General features: G+C 61.4%; 17 protein-coding genes. 9 read left to right on the top strand and 8 right to left on the bottom strand.

The window, feature by feature from the left end; all coding sequences use genetic code 11:
• Positions 1 to 112 precede the first annotated feature (112 nt).
• Positions 113 to 3,961, top strand: a complete 3,849-nt coding sequence (locus tag Q7S58_RS07910) for a G8 domain-containing protein (RefSeq protein ID WP_304823114.1) — start codon at positions 113 to 115, stop codon at positions 3,959 to 3,961.
• Positions 3,962 to 4,250: 289 nt separating this feature from the next.
• Here the strand turns inward: Q7S58_RS07910 and Q7S58_RS07915 are convergent, their stop codons facing one another.
• The gene (locus Q7S58_RS07915) at positions 4,251 to 5,144 is read right to left on the bottom strand and encodes an alpha/beta hydrolase (protein WP_304823117.1); all 894 of its coding nucleotides are present in this window, start codon (positions 5,142 to 5,144) and stop codon (positions 4,251 to 4,253) included.
• A 174-nt stretch (positions 5,145 to 5,318) separates the two neighbouring features.
• Between Q7S58_RS07915 and Q7S58_RS07920 the strand changes: the two genes are divergently transcribed.
• Both Q7S58_RS07920 and Q7S58_RS07925 read left to right on the top strand, forming a co-directional pair.
• A complete protein-coding gene (locus Q7S58_RS07920; protein ID WP_304823121.1) occupies positions 5,319 to 6,311 on the top strand; it encodes a magnesium transporter CorA family protein in 993 nt (330 codons plus the stop codon).
• A 181-nt stretch (positions 6,312 to 6,492) separates the two neighbouring features.
• On the top strand, positions 6,493 to 7,326 hold the full coding sequence (locus tag Q7S58_RS07925; RefSeq protein ID WP_304823124.1) for a hypothetical protein: 834 nt from the start codon (positions 6,493 to 6,495) through the stop codon (positions 7,324 to 7,326).
• 27 nt (positions 7,327 to 7,353) lie between these two features.
• Here Q7S58_RS07925 and Q7S58_RS07930 read toward each other — a convergent pair whose 3' ends face one another.
• Positions 7,354 to 8,328 (bottom strand): radical SAM protein, encoded by a 975-nt coding sequence (locus tag Q7S58_RS07930; RefSeq protein ID WP_304823127.1) that lies wholly within the window; start codon positions 8,326 to 8,328, stop codon positions 7,354 to 7,356.
• A 138-nt stretch (positions 8,329 to 8,466) separates the two neighbouring features.
• Here Q7S58_RS07930 and Q7S58_RS07935 point away from each other — a divergent pair, with 138 nt between their 5' ends.
• The 3 genes from Q7S58_RS07935 to Q7S58_RS07945 all read left to right on the top strand — a co-directional run bounded on the left by Q7S58_RS07935 (position 8,467) and on the right by Q7S58_RS07945 (position 11,965).
• The gene (locus Q7S58_RS07935) at positions 8,467 to 9,276 is read left to right on the top strand and encodes an SDR family oxidoreductase (protein WP_304823130.1); all 810 of its coding nucleotides are present in this window, start codon (positions 8,467 to 8,469) and stop codon (positions 9,274 to 9,276) included.
• Between the two features lie 206 nt (positions 9,277 to 9,482).
• Positions 9,483 to 10,382 carry a XamI family restriction endonuclease gene (locus tag Q7S58_RS07940; protein WP_370655482.1) on the top strand — a complete coding sequence of 300 codons (900 nt, stop codon included), beginning with the start codon at positions 9,483 to 9,485 and terminating at the stop codon, positions 10,380 to 10,382.
• Positions 10,383 to 10,384: 2 nt separating this feature from the next.
• Positions 10,385 to 11,965, top strand: coding sequence for an N-6 DNA methylase (locus tag Q7S58_RS07945; RefSeq protein WP_304823136.1), 1,581 nt, complete (start codon positions 10,385 to 10,387; stop codon positions 11,963 to 11,965).
• A gap of 45 nt (positions 11,966 to 12,010) precedes the next feature.
• On the opposite strand, the gene Q7S58_RS07950 is transcribed toward Q7S58_RS07945, so the two are convergent.
• The 3 genes from Q7S58_RS07950 to Q7S58_RS07960 all read right to left on the bottom strand — a co-directional run bounded on the left by Q7S58_RS07950 (position 12,011) and on the right by Q7S58_RS07960 (position 14,629).
• Positions 12,011 to 13,012 carry a hypothetical protein gene (locus Q7S58_RS07950; protein ID WP_304823138.1) on the bottom strand — a complete coding sequence of 334 codons (1,002 nt, stop codon included), beginning with the start codon at positions 13,010 to 13,012 and terminating at the stop codon, positions 12,011 to 12,013.
• Positions 13,013 to 13,158: 146 nt separating this feature from the next.
• Entirely contained in the window at positions 13,159 to 14,079 is a 921-nt protein-coding gene (locus Q7S58_RS07955; protein ID WP_304823141.1) for a methionyl-tRNA formyltransferase, read from the bottom strand.
• A 115-nt stretch (positions 14,080 to 14,194) separates the two neighbouring features.
• The gene (locus Q7S58_RS07960; RefSeq protein ID WP_304823144.1) at positions 14,195 to 14,629 is read right to left on the bottom strand and encodes an NUDIX hydrolase; all 435 of its coding nucleotides are present in this window, start codon (positions 14,627 to 14,629) and stop codon (positions 14,195 to 14,197) included.
• Positions 14,630 to 14,758: 129 nt separating this feature from the next.
• Here Q7S58_RS07960 and Q7S58_RS07965 point away from each other — a divergent pair, with 129 nt between their 5' ends.
• Positions 14,759 to 15,781 carry an alcohol dehydrogenase catalytic domain-containing protein gene (locus Q7S58_RS07965; protein WP_304823148.1) on the top strand — a complete coding sequence of 341 codons (1,023 nt, stop codon included), beginning with the start codon at positions 14,759 to 14,761 and terminating at the stop codon, positions 15,779 to 15,781.
• An 822-nt stretch (positions 15,782 to 16,603) separates the two neighbouring features.
• Here Q7S58_RS07965 and groL read toward each other — a convergent pair.
• The gene (groL, locus tag Q7S58_RS07970; protein WP_304823151.1) at positions 16,604 to 18,307 is read right to left on the bottom strand and encodes a chaperonin GroEL; all 1,704 of its coding nucleotides are present in this window, start codon (positions 18,305 to 18,307) and stop codon (positions 16,604 to 16,606) included.
• Between the two features lie 39 nt (positions 18,308 to 18,346).
• Complete coding sequence (locus tag Q7S58_RS22120; protein ID WP_370655481.1) at positions 18,347 to 18,706, bottom strand: cupin domain-containing protein; 360 nt, start codon at positions 18,704 to 18,706, stop codon at positions 18,347 to 18,349.
• Positions 18,707 to 18,872: 166 nt separating this feature from the next.
• Between Q7S58_RS22120 and Q7S58_RS07975 the strand changes: the two genes are divergently transcribed.
• The gene (locus Q7S58_RS07975; protein WP_304823154.1) at positions 18,873 to 19,322 is read left to right on the top strand and encodes a hypothetical protein; all 450 of its coding nucleotides are present in this window, start codon (positions 18,873 to 18,875) and stop codon (positions 19,320 to 19,322) included.
• A 165-nt stretch (positions 19,323 to 19,487) separates the two neighbouring features.
• Here the strand turns inward: Q7S58_RS07975 and Q7S58_RS07980 are convergent, their stop codons facing one another.
• Positions 19,488 to 19,769, bottom strand: coding sequence for a hypothetical protein (locus Q7S58_RS07980; RefSeq protein WP_304823157.1), 282 nt, complete (start codon positions 19,767 to 19,769; stop codon positions 19,488 to 19,490).
• Between the two features lie 255 nt (positions 19,770 to 20,024).
• Between Q7S58_RS07980 and Q7S58_RS22125 the strand changes: the two genes are divergently transcribed.
• Positions 20,025 to 20,164, top strand: a 140-nt coding sequence (locus Q7S58_RS22125; RefSeq protein ID WP_370655455.1) for a 4Fe-4S binding protein, incomplete at its 3' end; no start/stop codon positions are given.

The raw sequence follows: 20,164 nt of genomic DNA on the forward strand, positions 1-20,164 counted from the left end.
ACGTTTCGTTTGACTAGCTGATCGATCTCGCTCGAAGTCGTCGCAAAAGACAACTTGGTGCACGCGGCTGCCTGTGGTAAAGGATGCTGCCACGCGGATAACGGGGACTTCGATGACAGAACATTTCTATCGTTTCACCGCGCCACGATCCTTTCTCTGTTTGCTCCTGGTGTTTGTTGGCCTGGCGATTGGGAGCTGCACGGGCGGTGGTTCCGATAGTCAGGGGAGCCGGTCCTCGACGCTGCGTCTCTGTCCGGCGCTGTTCAATCAAGGCGCTGAAGGTCGGTCGGCCGCCGCGACTCCACCTACCGTCCTGCTATCGAGTTGCGTCGCTGCGGCCAATCAGAACGTAACGATCGGGTCAGGTGCGGGACAATGCGGTCCGGCCGTCATCGTGGACAAAAGCTTTAGCGGCTCGAATGGGCTAGGAACGATCACGATCGGGTCGGGCGGCGTGCTCGGCTTTCCGACAACTATCAAAGCTCCGATGGAATTAGACACCACCGGGATCACTATCCAGAGCGGTGGAACTTTTGGGGTTGGAACTGCGCAATGCCCGGTCGATCCGATAGCAGGCGTGAATGCGCCAACCGTCACAGTTAATTTCACCGGCTCGTCAAAAGCTACCGGCAGCAATGGAATCGTCGTGCAGAGCGGCGGCACGCTGCAGTTGCACGGGTCGAAAGGAGCGCCGACGGCGGAACCGGGCAAGCCGAATGGAGTAAGTTGGACCTATTTGTCGGCACCTGCGGGTCCGGCCGCATACGGCGTTAACACGGGAACCCTCGAGCCGGTTACGGCACCCGCGACTGTTATACGTGTGCCGGGGCAGGTCGATTGGGCCAGCGGTGACTGGATTGCGGTAGGTACTACCACCTATGTGGCGGACGAGACGGAGTTCGTCGAGATAGCGGCGCCGCCGGTGTTCGACTCGACCACCAAGACCACCAGCATCACCCTGGCGGCGCTGACAGCGCTGCAGTTCTATCACTTCGGCGGAGCGGATCCGGGACCGGCCGCAGATCCAGCCAAGCTGGGCCAGCCGTCGGCGAGTTACAGCGGCACGGCGACGACCAATTACGGCGTCGATGAGCGCGCGGAGGTCGCGTTGATCTCGCGCACGGTCAAGCTGACCGCGACTACGCCGTCCGCCTCGAGCGGTGGCGTCCTGATCAATCCGCAACCGCCCTGCCTCCACTGCGGCGGCGAGATCGACGTGAATGCCGGAGCAAAGGTCGCTATCCAGGGAATCGAAATCGAAAAATTCGGCAAGGGCGGAACGGCCGGCAGCTATCCGATCAATTTCATCGGACAGCCGGCTAGTGCGACATTCGATAGCAATAGCATTCACCACAGTTACAACCACGGGATCGTGCTAAGCGGCGCCAGCAACCTGACGATCCCGAACAATGTCGTGGCGAGGGCGGTCGGCCACTTGTTCTACCTGGTGAATGGCACCGAGAACGGCAACAACTTTGTCGGCAACGCGGGCCTGGGTGCGATGGCGAACACGTTTGTGGCGCCGAGCGATCTGAGTCTTTTTTGGGGCGGCGATAATCTTGCAGCGCATAACGGCTACGACGGCTATCAGATTCCTTATAGCGATCCGGCTAATGGCGCCGGTGGAGCGCCGGAAACTTCACCTGCGTGCGGCTTCTGGCTGAGCAACATCGCCAACAACCTAACCGGCAATTCGATTGGCGGGGTTCAAGGCGTCGGGACCGGCTATCAGTACATCCCGTTCGTCAACAGCCAGCCGCAGGTAGGACCGTTTGGGACATTTCTGAACAATCGCGTGCATGCGGCATATCTTGGCCTGGGCACCGCCGCGGGCGGCGCCAACAATCCGGGCGATTGGCGCGGCGACGCGCTGATTCCGGTTAAATGTACCGGCGGCTCGCCGGGTCAGATGTGTCCGGGGCCGCAGCAGGGGCAGCATTTAATTGCGACCTTCGAAGGTTTAACTGCGACTCGCAATCGACAGCTAGGCAGTTGGGTTCGTCCGGCATTTTACGTGTTCGACAATGCGCGCTTCGCGGGCAATCGGGAGGGGCTGTCGATCGTTTCGGGCGGTGGGAGCGAAGGTGTCATCCCTGGCGGATGGGGCCTGGTGCTTAACTCAGTGTTCGCGGGGATTAGCCGGAACAATCCGGATCGATGGGGTCCTTGCCCGCAAAATAACGACCTCGGATGTATCAACGATGCCTTCGGCGGCAACGGTTATCCGCCACCGAATTGGCCGATGTTCGGCTATATGTTCTACGACGGTCCGGCGCGGCTGGAGACGGTCCGCTTCGTCAATTTCATCGAAGATCAGACCACCGGCATGACGATCTTCAAGCGGTTTCTTACCACTGCCGATTTTACCTTTCTAAGCAACGATCTGGCGACCAAAAAAACCCAGTACGAAGGGGACGCGTCGATTGGCTGGATGCAATCGAACGTCAATGTGTACCCGCCGACGCAGTACAGCGAGGCGCTTACCTTCGAGAATGCGAGCTTCCGGCATCGGGTGTACACGGCAAGCGTCAATCAAGGCGCCTTTCTTGACGGTGACAAGTTTACCGTGGTGCTGGATTTCGACGGGAGTTTGTCGGGCTATAGCGTGATACCCGGCTCGTGTATGGCGGGTCCGACTTGCAAGAAGGCGGCAGTCTCGCTGAACAACCTGCCGTTTGTGGGGGTCGGGGGTTTCGACCTGTCGGACAAGCCGCTGGAGGTGGATTCGGTGAACGAATGCGACGCGACTGGGCCGCTCGACGCGCAGTTCGAAGGCCGCCCGACGGCGCTTATGAGTCCGCATGACTATGCCACGCTGGAAGCTAATGTTCTGACACCTGGCAATGGCTTCCTGCGTCAGGACAACATCACGCCGTGCCCGTGCGCTGGCAACAATACCGGCGTGACTTGCAATGGCAACAAAGCGATCACCAGCGACCCAGCTTCACCCAACTGCAACTGGCTCACGATCGAAAAGGATCAGGTCGATTTTCCCGGCGTCGTTCAACAGGACAACGAGTTCATCTCGCCCGGAGAGAACCAGGGCGTCGTGAAAACTCCGGTTGCCTGTTCGAGCGATCATTCATGCGTCGCGCTGCAAGGCCGAAATCAGCAAGGCGTTTACGAACCCAAGGTGATGAACGGGCTAGGCTACGGTTTCGACAAGGGCCAATACGCGCTGCCGAGTTTTCTGGATTTGGGCTTTGCCGATGCGGCAGCGACGGGCGGCATTTCCGTCACCAATCCGTTCCAGGTGCGGATGGGACTTTGTTACAAGACTGCGGCGGGAACTGCGCCAACTTCGGCCAGCTCATTCACGGTCAAGGTGGGGCGCAAGTCGCTCGGTGCGACTAACACCGGGGCTCCGTTTGTGGCAAGCGGCGTCACTCTGTATCAGCAAATACCTTGTTTCAATCTCGATTTCACCGCCGGCCTCGCCCACGTGATGAGCAATTGCCCGAGCATCCCCAACGGCAGCGGTGGATTCACCCAGCAGACCGCGACTTTCAAGACGGTGGACGTTACCCCGGGCACGATCCCGGCGACGCTCGATCCAAGCACCGTTTACTACGACGAGAACGCCGGGATGCTATATCTCCTGATGCAGGAGACGCAGCCGGTGGCCCATGGTCCGTCGCCGCTGGGAGCTTGTCCCGGCGCAATTGGATGCGACGATGAGGAGACCTTCTACTCATGTCCGGCCGGCGGATGCCTGCTCTATACGATCCAGGCCGACAGCACTTATAAGCCAGTGGGAGCGATGGCATGCGATCCTTATGACCCGGCGCTGGGGACCAACTCATTCAGCCTGCCGGGTTACGCACTTCCATATCCATCGGGGCTGAACACGCTGGCTTACTTATCCAATGGCAAGCCGGTTAGCTTGAGCAAGGGGACCGATCCACAATTTTCCTCGTTTCCAAATATTGTGGATAACAACCCATCGCTGGTGTGCAAATGAAGGTTTGTGATGGATCCGTTCCTTTGATTTGAGCCTGGCATGCAGCGCGCGCCGCAGGGCCGCGGTTTCATTACCTCGCAAGTAATTGATGCCGACGGTTCGCACGGCGCAAAGTTGCGGCTAACAAGACGTGACCTTGCAGGAGTTGCATATCGAGGCATTCTATCCGGCGGACGCGGAGACTGAATCGATGTCGTTCTACGATTAATTAATCTTGCCTATAAATGAGCGGGGCGATCGATGACCGCCCCGCACCTTGATCGTTCTCAGCACCTGACGCGGCGAGCAATCAGAGCGTCTTGCGCAAAAATGCAAACATCCGCGATTGCGCCTCTCGGCATCCGCTGAGATTGTCCATCTGGAGAAAGCCGTGCGGCATGTCCTCGATGATGTGCAGCTCGTGGCGGATGTCGGCGCGCTTCAGCGCGTCCGCGATCGTGTTCGATTCCGGCAGCAGCTCGTCGGCCGTGCCGCACACGACGAAACACGGCGGCATCGCGCCTGCCTTGACGGCCTTGATCGGGCTGATGCGCGGGTTGTCGAGATTCGCCGGATAGCCGGCGGCGCCGGCATACGCCTTGGCCATCCCTTCGATCGCGGTCGGGTCGGCGGAGCGCTTGATCACCGCCGGAAAATCGAACACGCCGTAAATCAAGACCGCCGCTTTCGGCTTGGAGCCGCTGTAAGTTTCCGCTGCGAGCGAGGTAACCGTTGCCGCAGTGAGATTGCCGCCGGCCGAATCACCGCCCACCGCAAGCCGCGACGCGTCGCCGTTCCATCGCTGCGCATTCTCGCCCGCCCACTTCACCGCGAAGATGCAATCGTCGAGCGGCGCCGGGAACGGATGCTCCGGCGCAAGCCGGTAATCGACGTTGATCGTGAGAAAGCCGGCCTCCGCGAATTGCATCCCGAGCTTGCGATGAGTCTTTGGACTGCCCGCGACCCATCCGCCGCCGTGAAGATACACGACCACCGGATGCGGTCCGCTGCCTTTCGGCACCGCTACGTCGGCCTTAAGCCCCGGACGGATCTCGACGTCATCATGAATCGCGCCGATCGCCGGCAGATTCTGATTCATCATCGGTGCGAAACTTTCGAGCGCCCCTCGCAGTCCCATCGGGTCCATCGGCAAGGGAGTCTTGGCGAGCATGTCGAGAAATTGGCGTTCCTGTTCAGTCAGCATAACGACCTCCGCGCGCGTAGTTGATCACCTCTACGCCGCCCGCGGCGATTAAATCAAGCCGATTTGCGCCCGCGGCTTGGCCAGGATCGCGGCGCTTGAGGTAGCATCCGATGACACGCGGCGTCCGTGCTCGCTCAACGTTAGCGGGGTGCCTGGACCCTCGCACAGGTGATCATGCTTACTCTCCACAGCTCGACCAGTCAGAAAGAAATCATCGCCGACCTCACCGCCGCGACCATGCCCGACGACGCGATATGGATCGACATGCTGAGTCCCGATGCGGCCGAGACGAGCTTTGTCGAACGCGCGACCGGATTGCACGTGCCGACGCTCGACGAACTGAGCGAGATCGAAAGTTCGAGCCGGCTTTTCAGCGAAGCCGGGGCGCTCTATCTCAGCACGCCGATCGTATTCCGCGCCGACGCCAACGATCCGCGCACCACGCCGGTCGGGTTCGTGCTGACGCGCGAGCGGTTGATCACGGTGCGGTTCCAGGCGCTGACGGCCTTGAGCACCTACGTCGAGCATTCGGCGAAAGCCACCGCCGCGAGCCGCACCAGCACGATGATCTTCGTCGGCCTGCTCGACGCGATCGTCGATCGGATGGCCGACGTGCTGGAGCTGGTGGCGGCGGCGCTCGACAGCGTAGCTCAGCGGATTTTTCGCAACGAAGTCAGCACGGCGACCAGCAATCATTCGCCGTCGCGCGAAGGTGCGAGCCTCCGCGAAATCCTGCGCCGGATCGGACGCAACGCCGATCTCACTTCCAAGATTCGCGACAGCCTGCTCGGGATCGGGCGAATCGCGCCGTATGTGATGGGCGCCGGCGCCGACTGGATTCCCGCCGAAGCAAGCCAGCGGCTCCGCACGATTCGGCGCGACGTCGCCTCGCTCAGCGACTACGACGGTCATCTCAACAACAAGGTGCAGTTGCTGCTCGACGCCACCCTGGGGCTGATCAACATCGAGCAGAACAACATCATCAAGGTGCTCACGGTCGTGTCGGTGGTGGGAGTGCCGCCGACGTTAGTCGCGAGCATCTACGGGATGAACTTCAAGTTCATCCCTGAATATGGCTGGTCGTGGGGATATCCGTATGGGCTGGCGCTGATCGCGCTGAGCGCGATCGTCCCGTTGATATGGTTCAAGGTCCGCGGCTGGCTGTGAGAGATCATTTTGCCTTGGCCGCAGCAGTCAGTACACCGGCGTCACCATCACTGACCGCATTTCCATCGAGCTAGCTGGCTTGACAAGCGCGGGGGGATTAACGATATTGAGAATTATTCTCAATTACGAATTGCCAGCCGGGTCGAAAAACAGAATGCCCTCAATCGTGCGTGCTCCAACGATGAAATGGCCGCTGCTTATCGCGGCGATGCTGATCCTGACCGCTGCCCGCAATGCCGCGGCGCAGGTCGACCCGTGGGAGTTCGAAGTTTACCCGTATCGGACGCTCGGTCGCGGGATGGTCGAGCTCGAGACCGACAACGCGGTCGTCGCCAACGGCCACAGCCAGCCCGATAACGGCACCGCGCCGGGTGCGACGAAGAGCCAGGACTATTGGTACAACCAGTACGAGCTGACGTATGGGCTGACGGATCGAATCGAGGCAGCGGCCTACGTCAATGTCGGATTGGGCTCCGGCCAGGGACTCAAATACGCCGGCTCGAAGTATCGCTTGCGCGGCAGGTTCTTCGACGAAGGCGTGCTGCCGGTGAATCTCGGCTGGTACATCGAGCTCGAATGGCATCAATTGCAATTCGACGAGAGCGAGCTCGAGCTGGAACTGCGCCCGATCATCGAGAAGGATATCGGCCGCTTCTCGTTCGTCGCCAATCCCAAGTTCGAGAAACCAATTTTTACCGGCCCCGAAAAAAACAAGGGCTTCGAGTTCGGCTACGCCTGCGGCGCCTACTATCGCTGGATGCGGCGGATTTCTCCCGGCGTCGAATTTTACGGCGGAATCGGGCATATCGACGATAGCGATCCGATCGCCGAGCAGCAGCACTACATCTTTCCGGTGGTGTGGGGCGAGTTGCCGCGCGGAATCGAGTACAGCGTCGGTCCGGGCTTCGGATTGACGCCGGGCTCCGATCACGTGCTGATCAAAATCAACTTCGCGCTCGAGCGCTTCGTCGGCGCGCTATTCGGACCCCCGGCGGAGAACGGATGGTTCTTCTAGCTTTGCAGAAGCTGCCAGAAAACGCGGTTAAATCAGGCTCAATTGGCGCGGCGGGTCCGCATGGATCGGCGGTTGCGGACCGTCGGGTTCGTGCGTGATCGGAAATCCGTAGCGGCGCCGAATCCGATCGAAAATCCTGCGCATCCGATCGTCGTACGCCTGCGGTACGTACTCGGCGTGGCCGTAAAACATGTCGACACGATCCGCCAGATGCGGGAATCGCTCCTTGACGAACGGGAGAAATCGGCGCGCCGCCGCCGGCTTCAGAAATAGCGGACGCCACCAGACGGCGCTTGCGCCCGCCTTTTGCGCGGCGCGGATAACGTTTTCGATTCCGGCGGGATCGTCGCTGATAGCAGGAATCACCGGCATCATCAGCAGGTTGCATCGGATATTCGCGCGCGACAGCTCAAACAGCGCGCGGAGCCGCAATCCGGGCCGCGGCGCGCGCGGCTCCAGGACGCGCTGCAGCTTGCGATCGAGCGTGATCAGCGAAAAATTCACCGACAGTTTCGAGCGCCGATTGATCTTTTTCAGCAACTCCAGGTCGCGCGTGATGAGGCCCGATTTGGTCGTGATCGAGAGATTGAGGCCCGGCAGTTGCGCGAACACCTCGAGCATCGAGCGCGTGAGCCCGTACTTGCGCTCGGCCGGTTGATACGGATCGGTCGCGGTGCCGATTGCGATCGCGTCGGTGCCGATTGGCGTCCGCGAAAGCGTGCGCCCGAGCACTTCGGCCGCCATCCGCTTGACGAAGATGCGCCGCTCGAAGTCCATCGGATCGCGCAGTTCGAGGAATTCGTGGGTGTAGCGCGCGTAACAATAGACGCATCCGAACTCGCAGCCGCGATACGGGTTGATCGTCCAGCGGAACGGCATCCGCGGACTGTCGCATCGATTGAGGATGGTGCGGACGGGCATCTCGACGAACTCGACGTCCCGGATCCGGGGCAAATCCGCGGCGGGAGGCGAATAGAGCGGCAGTCTGGCGGCGGTGTTCATGACGGCAGCCTCGTCATCTTCGCTTTTTCTTCGCGCTCTGTCAATCGCGCATCATATCGCCTTGAGCGGCTTGGGGTCGCCTCGACGAATCAGGCGGTGTACATCAGGGCTTGACCGGACGACCCGGAGGGATTTGCGATGGCGACCAGCGGATACAAGTTTCGGGAGAAATACGGGGAATGGGCGCTGGTGACCGGCGCTTCGGCGGGAATTGGGCTCGAATTTGCGCGCGGGCTGGCGCGCGAGGGCATGTCGATCGTGCTGACGGCGCGGCGCGAGGATCGCCTCAACAGCCTCGCCGACGAATTGAAGCGGCAGTACCGAATCGAGACGCGCGTCGTCGCCGCCGACCTGGCCGAGCCCGACGGCGCCGACCGCCTGGCCGACGCGGTCGCGGACCTGCCGATCGCATTTCTCGTGAACAACGCGGGCTTCGGTTACGCGGGCCGGTTCGACAAGCTCGCGACCGAGCGGCTGCGCGCGATGGTGATCGTCAATTGCCTCGCGCCGGTGGTGCTGACCAGCCGGATTCTGCCCACGATGGTGCAGCGGGGGCGCGGCGCGGTGGTGATAGTCGGCAGCGTCGCGGGACGCCAGCCGCTGCCGCTGCACGCGGTCTATAGTGCAACCAAGGGCTTCGACCTGCTGCTCGGCGAAGCGCTATGGGGCGAACTGCGCGGCACCGGTATCGACGCGATCGTGATCGAGCCGGGGCCGACGAAGACCGAGTTTCAATCGGTGGCGGGCGAGAACGTCGGGCCCGATCACGGGGAGCCGGCGGAGAATGTCGTGCGCGTCACGTTCGACGCATTGGGCAAGCAGCCGAGCGTGATCTCGGGATGGTTCAACTGGGTGCGCGCGAATGCTACGCGCCTCGCGCCGCGCTCGACGGTCGCAATCCTCGCGAAGAAGGTGATCGAAGGCCAAACCCCCGTCGAGCTAAGGTAGGGACGCTGGCTGGTGCCTCATTTGAGCACTCTCGTCGATCTTCTTGCTAGAGCTAGAGAAAAAGATGTAGTCAGCGCTATGCGAGTGCTTTAGGCACATACTAAACTCCAAGGTCGAGACCCAGCGTGCCGACTGCCGATCGCAACCCAGGTGTAAACAGGACAAAGCCAGATCGCTGGAAGGCCGATATTCTTCGTTCGGTCGATATGTACAATGATTGGTTTATAAAGTTCGCTCCCTCCGCGTACCGCAAAACACGAATCAAGACAACCGAGGACGTTGAATCGACGCTGGCGAAAACGGCAAACCTGACGGATGTCAGCCCGGCCGTGCTAAGGCGGGAACCTGGTGTGCTCCCGACATTGCGTATGGCGACCTGCCCGCCACTAGCGGTCGACCGGTTGATCGGCCTCGCAGGGATTTCACGAAACTTGGTCGGCTGTATGGAGAGAGGCACGATTCCGCAACGCATGAACGCCACGTTGCTTGAGAGAGATCTCGATCGGATTGGCAGCATTATTGAACGAATGGCCGATCCGGACATTTTTGTGTGGCTTGGCCGACGTGGTGCCGCAAGCGAACCTGAGATACATCGTGCGGCGACCATCGTCGCTGATCGCCTGTGCGGAGCCGTCGCCAATCCGATCATCCGCAATGCGCAAGAGAAACGTCAGCTTGCGGCGATTGGCGCGTGGCTACAGATGCGCGGCTACCGGGCTTTACCTCCAAAGATTATGTTTGACGCGATGCCGCCTGGGACATTCGGCTTCCGCCTGAACGTACCTGTGAAGCGGCAAGGCCCCGAGGGAACGAAAACGATCAACATCCCGGTCGACACCGTCGTCATGCCGAAGAGGGGCAAGGCCGGTGACCTGCCGCTTCTAATCGAGGCTAAATCGGCGGGCGACTTCACTAACGTGAACAAGCGGCGCAAGGAAGAGGCGGCCAAAATGACTCAACTGCGAGTCACCTACGGTGCGAAGGTTCGCTTCATCCTGTTCCTGTGTGGATATTTCGATAGCGGTTATCTTGGATACGAGGCGGCAGAAGGCATTGATTGGGTGTGGGAACATCGGATCGATGAGCTCGCAGAGTTCGGGTTGTAAGAATGGACGCTCTGACTGCAATCGAAGCACGCCGAGTCGCCCTCCAACACGATCTCGACGGCCGCAAAACGCAGAAGGAACGCAACCGCCTCGGCCAGTTCGCGACGCCGACGACACTTGCTTCTGATGTTCTGACACACGCGCGCACGTTACTGCCGGAAGATGCGAACGTGAGGTTCCTAGATCCCGCATTTGGCACGGGATCCTTTTACGCGGCGCTCACGCGCTACTTCCCGGCCGAACGGCTCCAGAAGGCAACCGGAATCGAGATTGATCCGCACTACGGTATTGCGGCGCAAGAGCTATGGCGCAATCACGCCCTCGAGATCGAGATCGGCGATTTCACCGCCATGAAGCCGCCCGCGCCGCGGGAACGCTTCAACCTCGTGGTATGCAACCCCCCTTACGTTCGGCATCACCACATGGGAGCGAGTGAAAAGGGCCGCCTGCAAGCCGCTACGACAGCCGCGTGCGGCGTGCGCATGGGAGGCCTGGCTGGTCTGTATTGCTATTTTCTGGGCCTCGCGCATGCGTGGTTGGCAGACGACGGAATTGCAGGATGGCTGGTGCCCAGCGAGTTCATGGACGTTAACTATGGCGGTCCGGTGAAACGCTATCTCCTGCATGAAGTCGAGTTGTTGCGGATTCACCGATTCGATCCAAACGAGTTGCAATTTGGGGATGCGCTTGTATCTTCGGCGGTGGTGTGGTTTCGCAAGCGGCGGCCGCAGGCACGGCACGACGTGGAATTTAGTTACGGGGGGACGCTCTCGCATCCGATCCACTCCCGGCTTGTGTCAGTCACGGCGCTACAAAATCTGCGGAAATGGACGGGCTTAGCGGCGGGGGGACTGAAGGAGACAACCGAAGGGCTTCGGCTCACCGATTTCTTCTCGATCAAGCGCGGCCTCGCCACGGGGAACAATCGGTTTTTTATTTTGTCGCGAGCCGAGATCGAGTCGCGCAATCTACCTCGTGAATTTTTCAAGCCGATTTTACCGGGACCGCGCTATCTTCCCGCAGACGTGATCGAGGCAGAGGCAGACGGGACACCCAAGGTTGAACGGCAACAATTCATCCTCGATTGTCGGCTGCCGGAAGATCAGGTCCGTGCGCGCTTTCCGAGCCTCTGGGCCTATCTGAAAACAGGCAAGCCAAAAGTGTCCGACACCTATTTGTGCAGCCGTCGAAGTCCCTGGTATTCGCAGGAAAACCGGCCGCCTGCGCCGTTCGTTTGCACGTACATGGGCCGCGGCATCGCCAAGCGGGAGAAACCTTTTCGATTCATCCTCAACCGTTCACAGGCGACGGCGGCAAATGTCTATCTGATGCTGTATCCGATTCCGGCGCTGGCAAAAGCGATCGAGCGCGTCCCGGAGCTGGCGCGGCGGGTATGGGAGTTCCTAGATTCAATCCCGCCCGAAGTCCTTCTAGGTGAAGGTCGGGTCTATGGAGGCGGACTCTACAAGATGGAACCGAAAGAGCTCGCTAACGTACCGGCGGACGCTATATCTGCGCTCTTGCCTGCGAGCGACCTGCGACCTGCAAAGCAACGTGAGATGTTCCCGGAACGGGCCGCGTAAACCGGAGAGACTCGAACTGACATTCGATTAGTTTTTCGACACTCCTCATGGGATGGCGGCGAGGTCGTAGGCGGGGGGGAGTTTGTCGGCGACGATGGCGAGCGTGGCGCCATCGGGGGAGGCGCGCATCACCTGGCCGTCACTGCTGACGGCGAAGAAGCCGCCCTGCTCCGGATCGGGTTTGAATCGCATCACCATCCCGCGCCCAAACCCATGGTCGAGCGGCAAAGGCTCGAAGCTGTCGCCGCGATCGTCGCTGCGGAACATGATCGCATCGGCGCCCGACGGTCGCGTGGACCAGGTCGGCGGAGGACCCGCGGCAGCCGCGGTGAAAATGGTTTCGTTGTCGGCGCGATGCACCAGTAGCGGGATGGTGTAGCTGCGATTCATCCCGTGCATCACGCGCTCCCAGGATTTGCCCGCGTTCACCGATCGATAGAATCCACCGCCAGTGGTGGCATAGAGGCGGCGCGAGTCGCGGGGATCGACGGCCACCGTGTGAACGTCCCAGTAAAGGCCTTCGTTGAGAACCTCGAACGTGGCGCCGCCGTCGCGCGATCGAAAAACGCCGCCCTCCTCGACGCCGATGTACATCGTGGCGGGCTCGCGCGGATCGAAAGCGATCGAACGCACGTGCGGAATGTGCGGCGGCGGCGGAAACGTCCAGCGGTCGCGCCCCGGAATTTTGAGGAAGCCGTCGCATTCCTTGAACATCCGGCCGCGGTCGTCGCTGCGGAAGAGACGCGCGTGAGAGGTGCCGATGAAGAGGCGATCCTTGACTGCCGGCGACGCGGCCAGCGCCCAGACTTCTTCTTCGCGCGCGAGGGTCGGCGTGATATCGCCCCAGGTGCGCCCGCCGTCAGCCGAGCGCGCGAGCGTGCCGCGGCCGCGGATGTGCGAGGTCGAGCCGGCGTAGATTAGATTGGGGTCGGCGCTGTCCTGCGCCATGCACCAGACTGCCGACGGGTCGGCGAGCACCATCAGTGGGGTGCCGCGCGCAGCATCCAGAATCACGATGCCCTTGGAAGTGCCGATGCATAATCGCATCCCACTCGACCTCCCCGCCGCCCGCTGGTCGAATCCAGCCGGGTGTTGATCGCTCGCCCCGCAAAAGATTCGGCGCGAGCGTTTTCGTCGAGCCGAGTGTAGCGAATGAACTGGTCGAGGAACAACGACGCGATGCGTGAATTCCGTTACGTGAGGTGGGCGCCGGCGCTGATCTCGCCTGATGCGGCGAGATCGGCGGGCGCAACTTTTTTCGGACTTGGATCGATTCGCGCGCGCTTCGCGACGATCGATCCGCCGCTTAGGGCAATTTTCATTCCGGCGGAATCGATCGCAACGATCGTTCCAGGCGCGGCGGTTTCGGTCGTCGTCGAAAGCGCGACGTCGTAGAGGCGGAGTCGCTTCTCGCCGAGGCTCGCGTAAGCGCCCGGTTGCGGATCGCATCCGCGGATCAGGTTGAACACGGCGCGCGCCGGCTTCGAGAAATCGATCTTCGCGTGCTCGTCGCGGCACGGCGCTTCGTAGGTCGCCTTGCTTTCGTCCTGGACGATCGCGGGCGGATTGCCGGCCTTGATCAAATCGACCGCTTCGATCATCGCGTCGATACCCATCGGAAAGAGCGTGTTGAAATAAATCGATCCGACCGTGTCGCTGTCGGCGATTGGGACGCGCTTTTGAACGAGGATCGGGCCGGTGTCGATACCCTGATCGGGCCAGAACCAGGTAACGCCGGTCTCCGCGTCGCCCTCGATAATCGCCCAGTTGATTCCGCTGGCGCCGCGACGGCGCGGCAGCAACGACGGATGGAAGCAGATCGATTTGTAGCGCGGCGTGTAGAGGATGCGCTCCGGGACGATCAGGGTGACGAAGGCGAGAATCGCGAGGTCGGCGTCGAGGGTTTTGAAATGCTCGTAGGCCTCTTCCTTCTTGAAGGACTTGGGCTGGCTGAGCGGCAGGCCGAGTTCGCGCGCTTTGGCCGCGAGCGGATCGGGCTTGCCGGCGGCGGGATCGGGCGGCGCGAAGACGTGGACGATCTCGTCGCCATGCTTTAAGAGCGCCTCGAGTGCTTTTTCGGCGAATGCGGCCTGTCCGAGCAATGCAATGCGCACAGCGATGATGCCTCCCGCGTTTCGATCGGCACGCTACCAAATCGAAAACAGAGTTGCACACCGAAACGAAGCGGCGCGGCGAACGGCTATTCGCGCGATGCGCAGTTGTAGCGATTCATCGAGTGGCGCGCCACGGCGCGGGGAACTGCCCGGTATCGAGAAAGCGCACGTAGTCAGCGAGGATCTCGGCGTGATCGAAAGCGAGCGGCGACGGCGGACGGCGCGGATCGATCAGCACGACGCTTTTCGCGTCGTCGGCGGCGATTGGCGATCCGCTCGCGCGGGCGACATAGACGACCGTGATCGTTTGCCCGCGCGGATCGCGCTCAGGCCGCGAATAGATTCCGAGCAAGGCGCGGATATCGACCTCGAGCGAAATTTCCTCGCGCGCCTCCCGGATCGCCGCCTGTTCGACGGTCTCGCCGAAGTCAACGAAGCCGCCCGGGATGGCCCATCCATGCGGAAAATTCTTGCGCTCGATAAGAACGATACGGTCGCCGATTTCGGCGATCACGTCGGCGGCGATCGGTGGGCATTCAGGACGTGGCATACGACGATGCTATCATCGGCGGCGCAATCACGCATCGCGCGCCCCGTCCGCGCAGCGACTGAGTGAGATTGACATCGGATGTAGCGCACCACAAAGTTCCAGTTAGTCTCATCCGCGTCCAGAGTGATTATGCAGGTAGCTCGGCTCTACGATTTCGGTGATATCCGCGTCGAGGAAAGTGTCCGGCCCGAGGTCGGCCCCGACGATATTCTGGTGCGCGCGCGCGCCTGCGGCATCTGCTCGGGCGACATCATGCCGTGGTACATCAAGCGCAAGGCGCCGCTGGTGCTCGGGCATGAGCCGGTCGGCGTAGTCGAGGAGGCGGGCGCGTTGGTGCGCGATTTCAGACGCGGGGAGCGCGTGTTCGTGCATCATCATGCGCCGTGCTTTCAATGCAGCGCGTGCCGGCGCGGCGAATACGTGCAATGTCCGACCTGGCGCGCGACGAATATCCGTCCGGGCGGGATGGCTGAATATTTTCTGGTCAGCGCGGACAATCAGCGCGATACGCTCCGGCTGCCGGACTCGGTTTCCGACGCGGATGGAGTGCTGATCGAGCCGGCGGCGTGCGTGGTCAAGTCGCTCAAGCGATCGAGCCTCAAGAACGGCGAGACGATTTTGGTGATCGGCCTCGGCATCATGGGCATGATGCACGTGAAACTCGCGCGGCACATGGGCGCCGGGATGATCATCGGCGCCGACCTGTTTCATACGCGAGCGAATCGCGCGGTGGAACTCGGCGCGGACCGCGGAATCGTGGTTGCGGGCGATAATCTGATCGAGCAGGTGCGGGAAATCACCAAGGGCGCGATGGCCGACGTGGTGATCGTCGGGCCGGGGACGTCGAAGGCGATCGCCACCGGAATCGCCGCGGCGGGCAAAGGCGCGACGGTCGTGCAGTTCACGGCGACACCGCCGGACGACGAGTTGGTCGTCAGGCCACACGATCTCTATTTCAATGAAACGCGGCTGATACCGAGCTATTCGTGCGGACCTGATGAAACGCGCGAGGCGATGTCACTGGTCGAGCGCGGAGTGATCAACGCGGGTGAGCTGGTGACGCATCGATTTCCGCTGGAGCGGATTACCGAGGCGTTCGAGACGGCGCAGAAGCCGGAGTCGCTGAAGGTGATCGTTACGTTCGCGAGCTGAAATCGATCGCGAGCGCGGATATCTCATCTGGAAACTTGAAAGGCCGGACCGGTTCGGTCCAGCCGCGAAGATCGGGTCAAGGCGAGGGCGGTCGCGCGATGCAACCGCCCTCGATTTTCAAACCGAAGCTAACTTACGGGGTAGCAGGAGCCGGAGCGGGCTCTGGAGCCGTCGCACCACCTGCCGCTGCGCCAGCCTCGGAACCAGCCGCTGCGCCTGCTGCCGCACCTGCCTCGGAACCAGCCGCTGCACCCGCTGCCGCGCCTGATTCTTCAGCCGCCTTGTGACGACGACGGCGTGCCGCGCGATGACGTGGCGCTGACGACATGGTCTTCGACGCGATCGCTTCGGCGCGGTCCGCAGCCGCTTTCGCATCGCTGGCTGCCTGCTCTACGCGGCTTGCAGCAGCCTGTGCGGACGCCGCTGCCTGCTGCGCCTTCTGGCTGGCGGCTTCAGCGCGCGACGCGGCCTGATCGGCACGGTTCGCGGCGTTGATCGCACGCTGTGCAGGGTCCGGCTCGTTCGACGCGCATCCCGCGAGCAACGAAAGGGCTAACACAGCCCCGGCGAGTCCAACCAGTTTTGAAGATTTTCTCAGTAACCCTTCCATTCTCTTCCTCCTAGAAATCGCGGGGGCCGAGGTATTCGCCACACCCGCATTACGACCCTAACTTTGTCTCATAAATTCGGAGCGCCATGCAAGACATTGTTCCGTGAACAGGATGCAACTAATGCCGTTGAAAACAGGATTATTCACAGGAAACAGTGCCTTAACCTCTTTCGATCGAACTGTATCTCGACTGATGCTGCCCGCACGAGCGGTTAGAAATCGTCGCCATAATCGCCCATCCCGCCGCCCATACCACCCATGCCGCCCATTCCGCCCATACCACCCATGCCTCCCATTCCACCCATGCCGCCGCCGGGCATCGCAGGCGCCCCGGATGCTTTCTTCGGGGCTTCGACCACCGCGGCCTCAGTCGTGAGCATCAGGGCGGCGGCGCTGGCCGCATTTTCGAGCGCCGAGCGCACGACCTTCGCCGGATCGATCACGCCGGCCTTGACCAGGTCCTCATAGATCTCGCTCGCGGCGTTGAAGCCGAAATTATCTTTGCCCTCGAGCACGGCGTTGAGCACGATATGCGGCTCGAAGCCGGCGTTGCGTGCGATCTGCTTGAGCGGCTCGGATATCGCGGCGGCGACGATATCCGCGCCGGCCTTCTGGTTCTCGTTGAGGCGAAGCGATTTGACCGCCGCGATCGCGCGCACCAGCGCGACGCCTCCGCCAGCGACAATGCCTTCTTCGACGGCGGCCCGCAGTGCATGCACGGCGTCATCGACGCGCGCCTTTTTTTCCTTGAGTTCGACCTCGGTCGCTGCGCCGACTTTGATCACCGCAACTCCGCCGGTGAGTTTCGCGAGGCGCTCCTGGAGCTTTTCGCGATCGTAGTCGGAAGTGGTGTCCTCGATCTGGCGGCGAATCAATTCGATTCGTCCCGAGATCTCAGCCTTCTTGCCGGCGCCGCCGATGATCGTGGTGTTGTCCTTGTCGATCAGGACGCGCTTGCATTTGCCGAGCACGTCGAGCTTGATGTTTTCGATTTTGGTACCGAGTTCTTCCGCGATTACAGTGCCGCCGGTCAGGATCGCGATATCCTGCAGCATCTCCTTGCGCCGGTCGCCAAAGCCCGGGGCCTTCACCGCGGCGACCTTCAGCGTGCCGCGCAGCTTGTTCACGACCAACGCGGCCAGCGCGTCGCTCTCCACGTCTTCGGAGATCACCAGCAATTGGCGGCCGGTCTGCACGACGCTTTCGAGCAGCGGCAGGATCTCGCGCAGGTTGGAAATTTTCTTTTCGTGGAGAAGAATCAGCGGCTCTTCGAGCTCAGCCGTAAGGCGCTCCGCGTTGGTGACAAAGTAGGGCGACAGGTAGCCGCGATCGAAGCGCATCCCCTCGACGTGATCGAGCACGGTGTCGAGTCCGCGCGCTTCCTCGACCGTGATGACGCCTTCCTTGCCGACCTTGTCCATCGCGTCGGCGACGATCTTGCCGATCTCGCGATCGCCGTTGGCGGAGACGGTGGCAACCTGCAGCATCCGCTCGTGATCCTTGACTGGCCGCGACATTTCCTTGATCTCCGCGACAACCTTGAGCACGGCCGCTTCGATTCCGCGCCGCAGTTCCATCGGCGGGAACCCTGCCGCGAGCAGCTTGATTCCTTCGCGCACGATCGCGCCCGCGAGCACCGTCGCGGTGGTAGTGCCGTCGCCGGCGACCTCCGAAGTTTTCTGCGCGACTTCGCGAATCAGCTTGGCGCCCATGTTCTCGAAGCGATTCTCGAATTCGATTTCCTTGACCACCGTGACGCCGTCTTTGGTGATGAGCGGAGCGCCGAAACTGCGCTGGATCATCACGTTGCGGCCCTTTGGACCAAGCGTTACGCGCGCCGCGTCGGCCACCATGTTGGCGCCGGCGACAATCCCGATCCGCGCTCTTTCGTGCAGCTCAACCGTTTTGGCTGGCATCTTTTATAAATCTCCGTGTTGCGGTTTTCGATCGTTGAGTCAGTTTGGAATTCGCGGGTCTCTTTCGTTCGAGATTTCAGTTCCTTCTGTATTGCTGATGTATAGCAACGTTACCGCGCCGCGCGGGCGGGGCGAATGCCACAGTCCTCGCGGAACGACGAAAACGGAGCCCGGACGGAGCGTCGTTTCGATCGGTCCGTCGGCGGTCAAAAGAGTGAGATCAAGTTCTCCCTCGAAGACCTGCAAAAACTCGCCGCCGGCCGGATGGCGTTCCCATCGCGGATGCGCCGAAAAACGCGCCACGCCGACCGAGCAACAATCGAACGCAGCGAGCGCTCGTCCCCTGCTGTTTTTGCGCAGCTTGGATGCCGTGGCTCGAATATCGTGGGCGCTTAACATTTTGCGGATTCAGTTCGGCACAACGCCACACCGACGCCATGAACACCGAGCTTAAGTTAAACATCGCGGCGCGCAATGCAAGAGGGATGCTCTTTGTTGTCGGCGCGGAGCGTGCAAGGATTGTCGTCGGAGGACCAACGATTGTCCTTCGGAGAGGGAAAGACGAGTGGAAAACAACGGTCACCCGGCACTGCTGCGGCGGGCGGGCGCATTAATATTGGTAATCGCGATCAGTTGCGTGGTGACAGGGGCGGCGTCGAGCGCGTGGTCGCTGACTCAGGCGAGCGAGAATCCGACGGTGGCGCGATCGACGCCGGCGAATCCGCTCTCACTCGGCGTGGCGTCGGCTTCGACCCAGGTCCAGGGCGATATTCCCAGCAGCGATGACGACAAGGATGTCCCGCCGAAGATGGTCGAGAAGTACACCAACGCATACAAGGCGATGCAGAAAGATCACAACATGACGGCGGACCAGGCGGCTGCCGCGCAAGGGCTCACGATTGCGCAATTCAGATCGCTCGAGGGACGGATCGAGCGCGACGACACGCTCCGCGAGCGGGTTCGGAAGGCCCTGCGCAGCGCGACTCCGGGCGCTAAGGAAACCTCGAATCAGTAGGATCGAAGGAAGGGAATCTTACAGAATCGGCCGCGGGAAGGATCGGAAGAAGAAAAACGGTCACGGAAGCGCTGCGCCCGCTCAGATGGAATCGCAGCGACGCGATAATCGGCGGCGGAAAGAGCAATCTCCTTCCGCCACCAATCTCAACTCAAACTTATTCGACTACTTCGTAACCGAGGTCGAGAACGCGGCTTCGAGGCGGGAGACCGCGTCGTTCGCGCGGCGGACCGCGTCTTCGGCGCCACTCGCCGCAGCTTCGGCCTGCGACGCAGCCGTCGCCGCCTGATTGGCCGCCGCGTCAGCCGAGTTAGCCGATGCTTCCGCCTTGGTCGCAGCCGCTTCCGCGCGCTCGCTGGCGTTGTTGATTACCCTCATGTCGGGCCCGCACGCGGTCACAAACCCCGTCGTGGCCACGACGCCGAGCAGAATTGCAAATCGTTTCATCCGAACTTTCCTCCAGTGATCCAGGTCAGCCGAGTCGCAGCCTTGGCATCGCTACATTGCGATCAGCGGCTGGACGTACAGTCACGCATACTTACAAAACCGGTTTGCTGACGCAAGGCAGCAACCGTCGATGAGGGTTCCATTGACAGTGAAAACTGGCAGCGGTTATGGTCACGGCGCACCGCTACCTTGCGGTATTTTTCCCAGGTCGGGATAATCAGCATCAGTCCAGTTAACTGAGGTCGGATCAGCAAAATGGCGACGGTCATCACGAGCGAGTGCATCAATTGCGGGGCGTGCGAGCCCGAATGCCCCAACACCGCGATTTATGGCGGCGGTGTGACATGGGAATTGAATGGCGCGACCAGTCCGGCGATCGCGCAGGATATCTATTA

It is taken from the genome of Candidatus Binatus sp. (assembly GCF_030646925.1).
Lineage (GTDB): Bacteria > Desulfobacterota > Binatia > Binatales > Binataceae > Binatus.

Coding starts and splice junctions, on each gene's coding strand:
- Q7S58_RS07910 (WP_304823114.1), top strand. CDS start 113: ATGACAGAACATTTCTATCGTTTCACCGCGCCACGATCCTTTCTCTGT.
- Q7S58_RS07915 (WP_304823117.1), bottom strand. CDS start 5,144: ATGCTGACTGAACAGGAACGCCAATTTCTCGACATGCTCGCCAAGACT.
- Q7S58_RS07920 (WP_304823121.1), top strand. CDS start 5,319: ATGCTTACTCTCCACAGCTCGACCAGTCAGAAAGAAATCATCGCCGAC.
- Q7S58_RS07925 (WP_304823124.1), top strand. CDS start 6,493: ATGAAATGGCCGCTGCTTATCGCGGCGATGCTGATCCTGACCGCTGCC.
- Q7S58_RS07930 (WP_304823127.1), bottom strand. CDS start 8,328: ATGAACACCGCCGCCAGACTGCCGCTCTATTCGCCTCCCGCCGCGGAT.
- Q7S58_RS07935 (WP_304823130.1), top strand. CDS start 8,467: ATGGCGACCAGCGGATACAAGTTTCGGGAGAAATACGGGGAATGGGCG.
- Q7S58_RS07940 (WP_370655482.1), top strand. CDS start 9,483: ATGTACAATGATTGGTTTATAAAGTTCGCTCCCTCCGCGTACCGCAAA.
- Q7S58_RS07945 (WP_304823136.1), top strand. CDS start 10,385: ATGGACGCTCTGACTGCAATCGAAGCACGCCGAGTCGCCCTCCAACAC.
- Q7S58_RS07950 (WP_304823138.1), bottom strand. CDS start 13,012: ATGCGATTATGCATCGGCACTTCCAAGGGCATCGTGATTCTGGATGCT.
- Q7S58_RS07960 (WP_304823144.1), bottom strand. CDS start 14,629: ATGCCACGTCCTGAATGCCCACCGATCGCCGCCGACGTGATCGCCGAA.
- Q7S58_RS07965 (WP_304823148.1), top strand. CDS start 14,759: ATGCAGGTAGCTCGGCTCTACGATTTCGGTGATATCCGCGTCGAGGAA.
- groL (WP_304823151.1), bottom strand. CDS start 18,307: ATGCCAGCCAAAACGGTTGAGCTGCACGAAAGAGCGCGGATCGGGATT.
- Q7S58_RS22120 (WP_370655481.1), bottom strand. CDS start 18,706: ATGTTAAGCGCCCACGATATTCGAGCCACGGCATCCAAGCTGCGCAAA.
- Q7S58_RS07980 (WP_304823157.1), bottom strand. CDS start 19,769: ATGAAACGATTTGCAATTCTGCTCGGCGTCGTGGCCACGACGGGGTTT.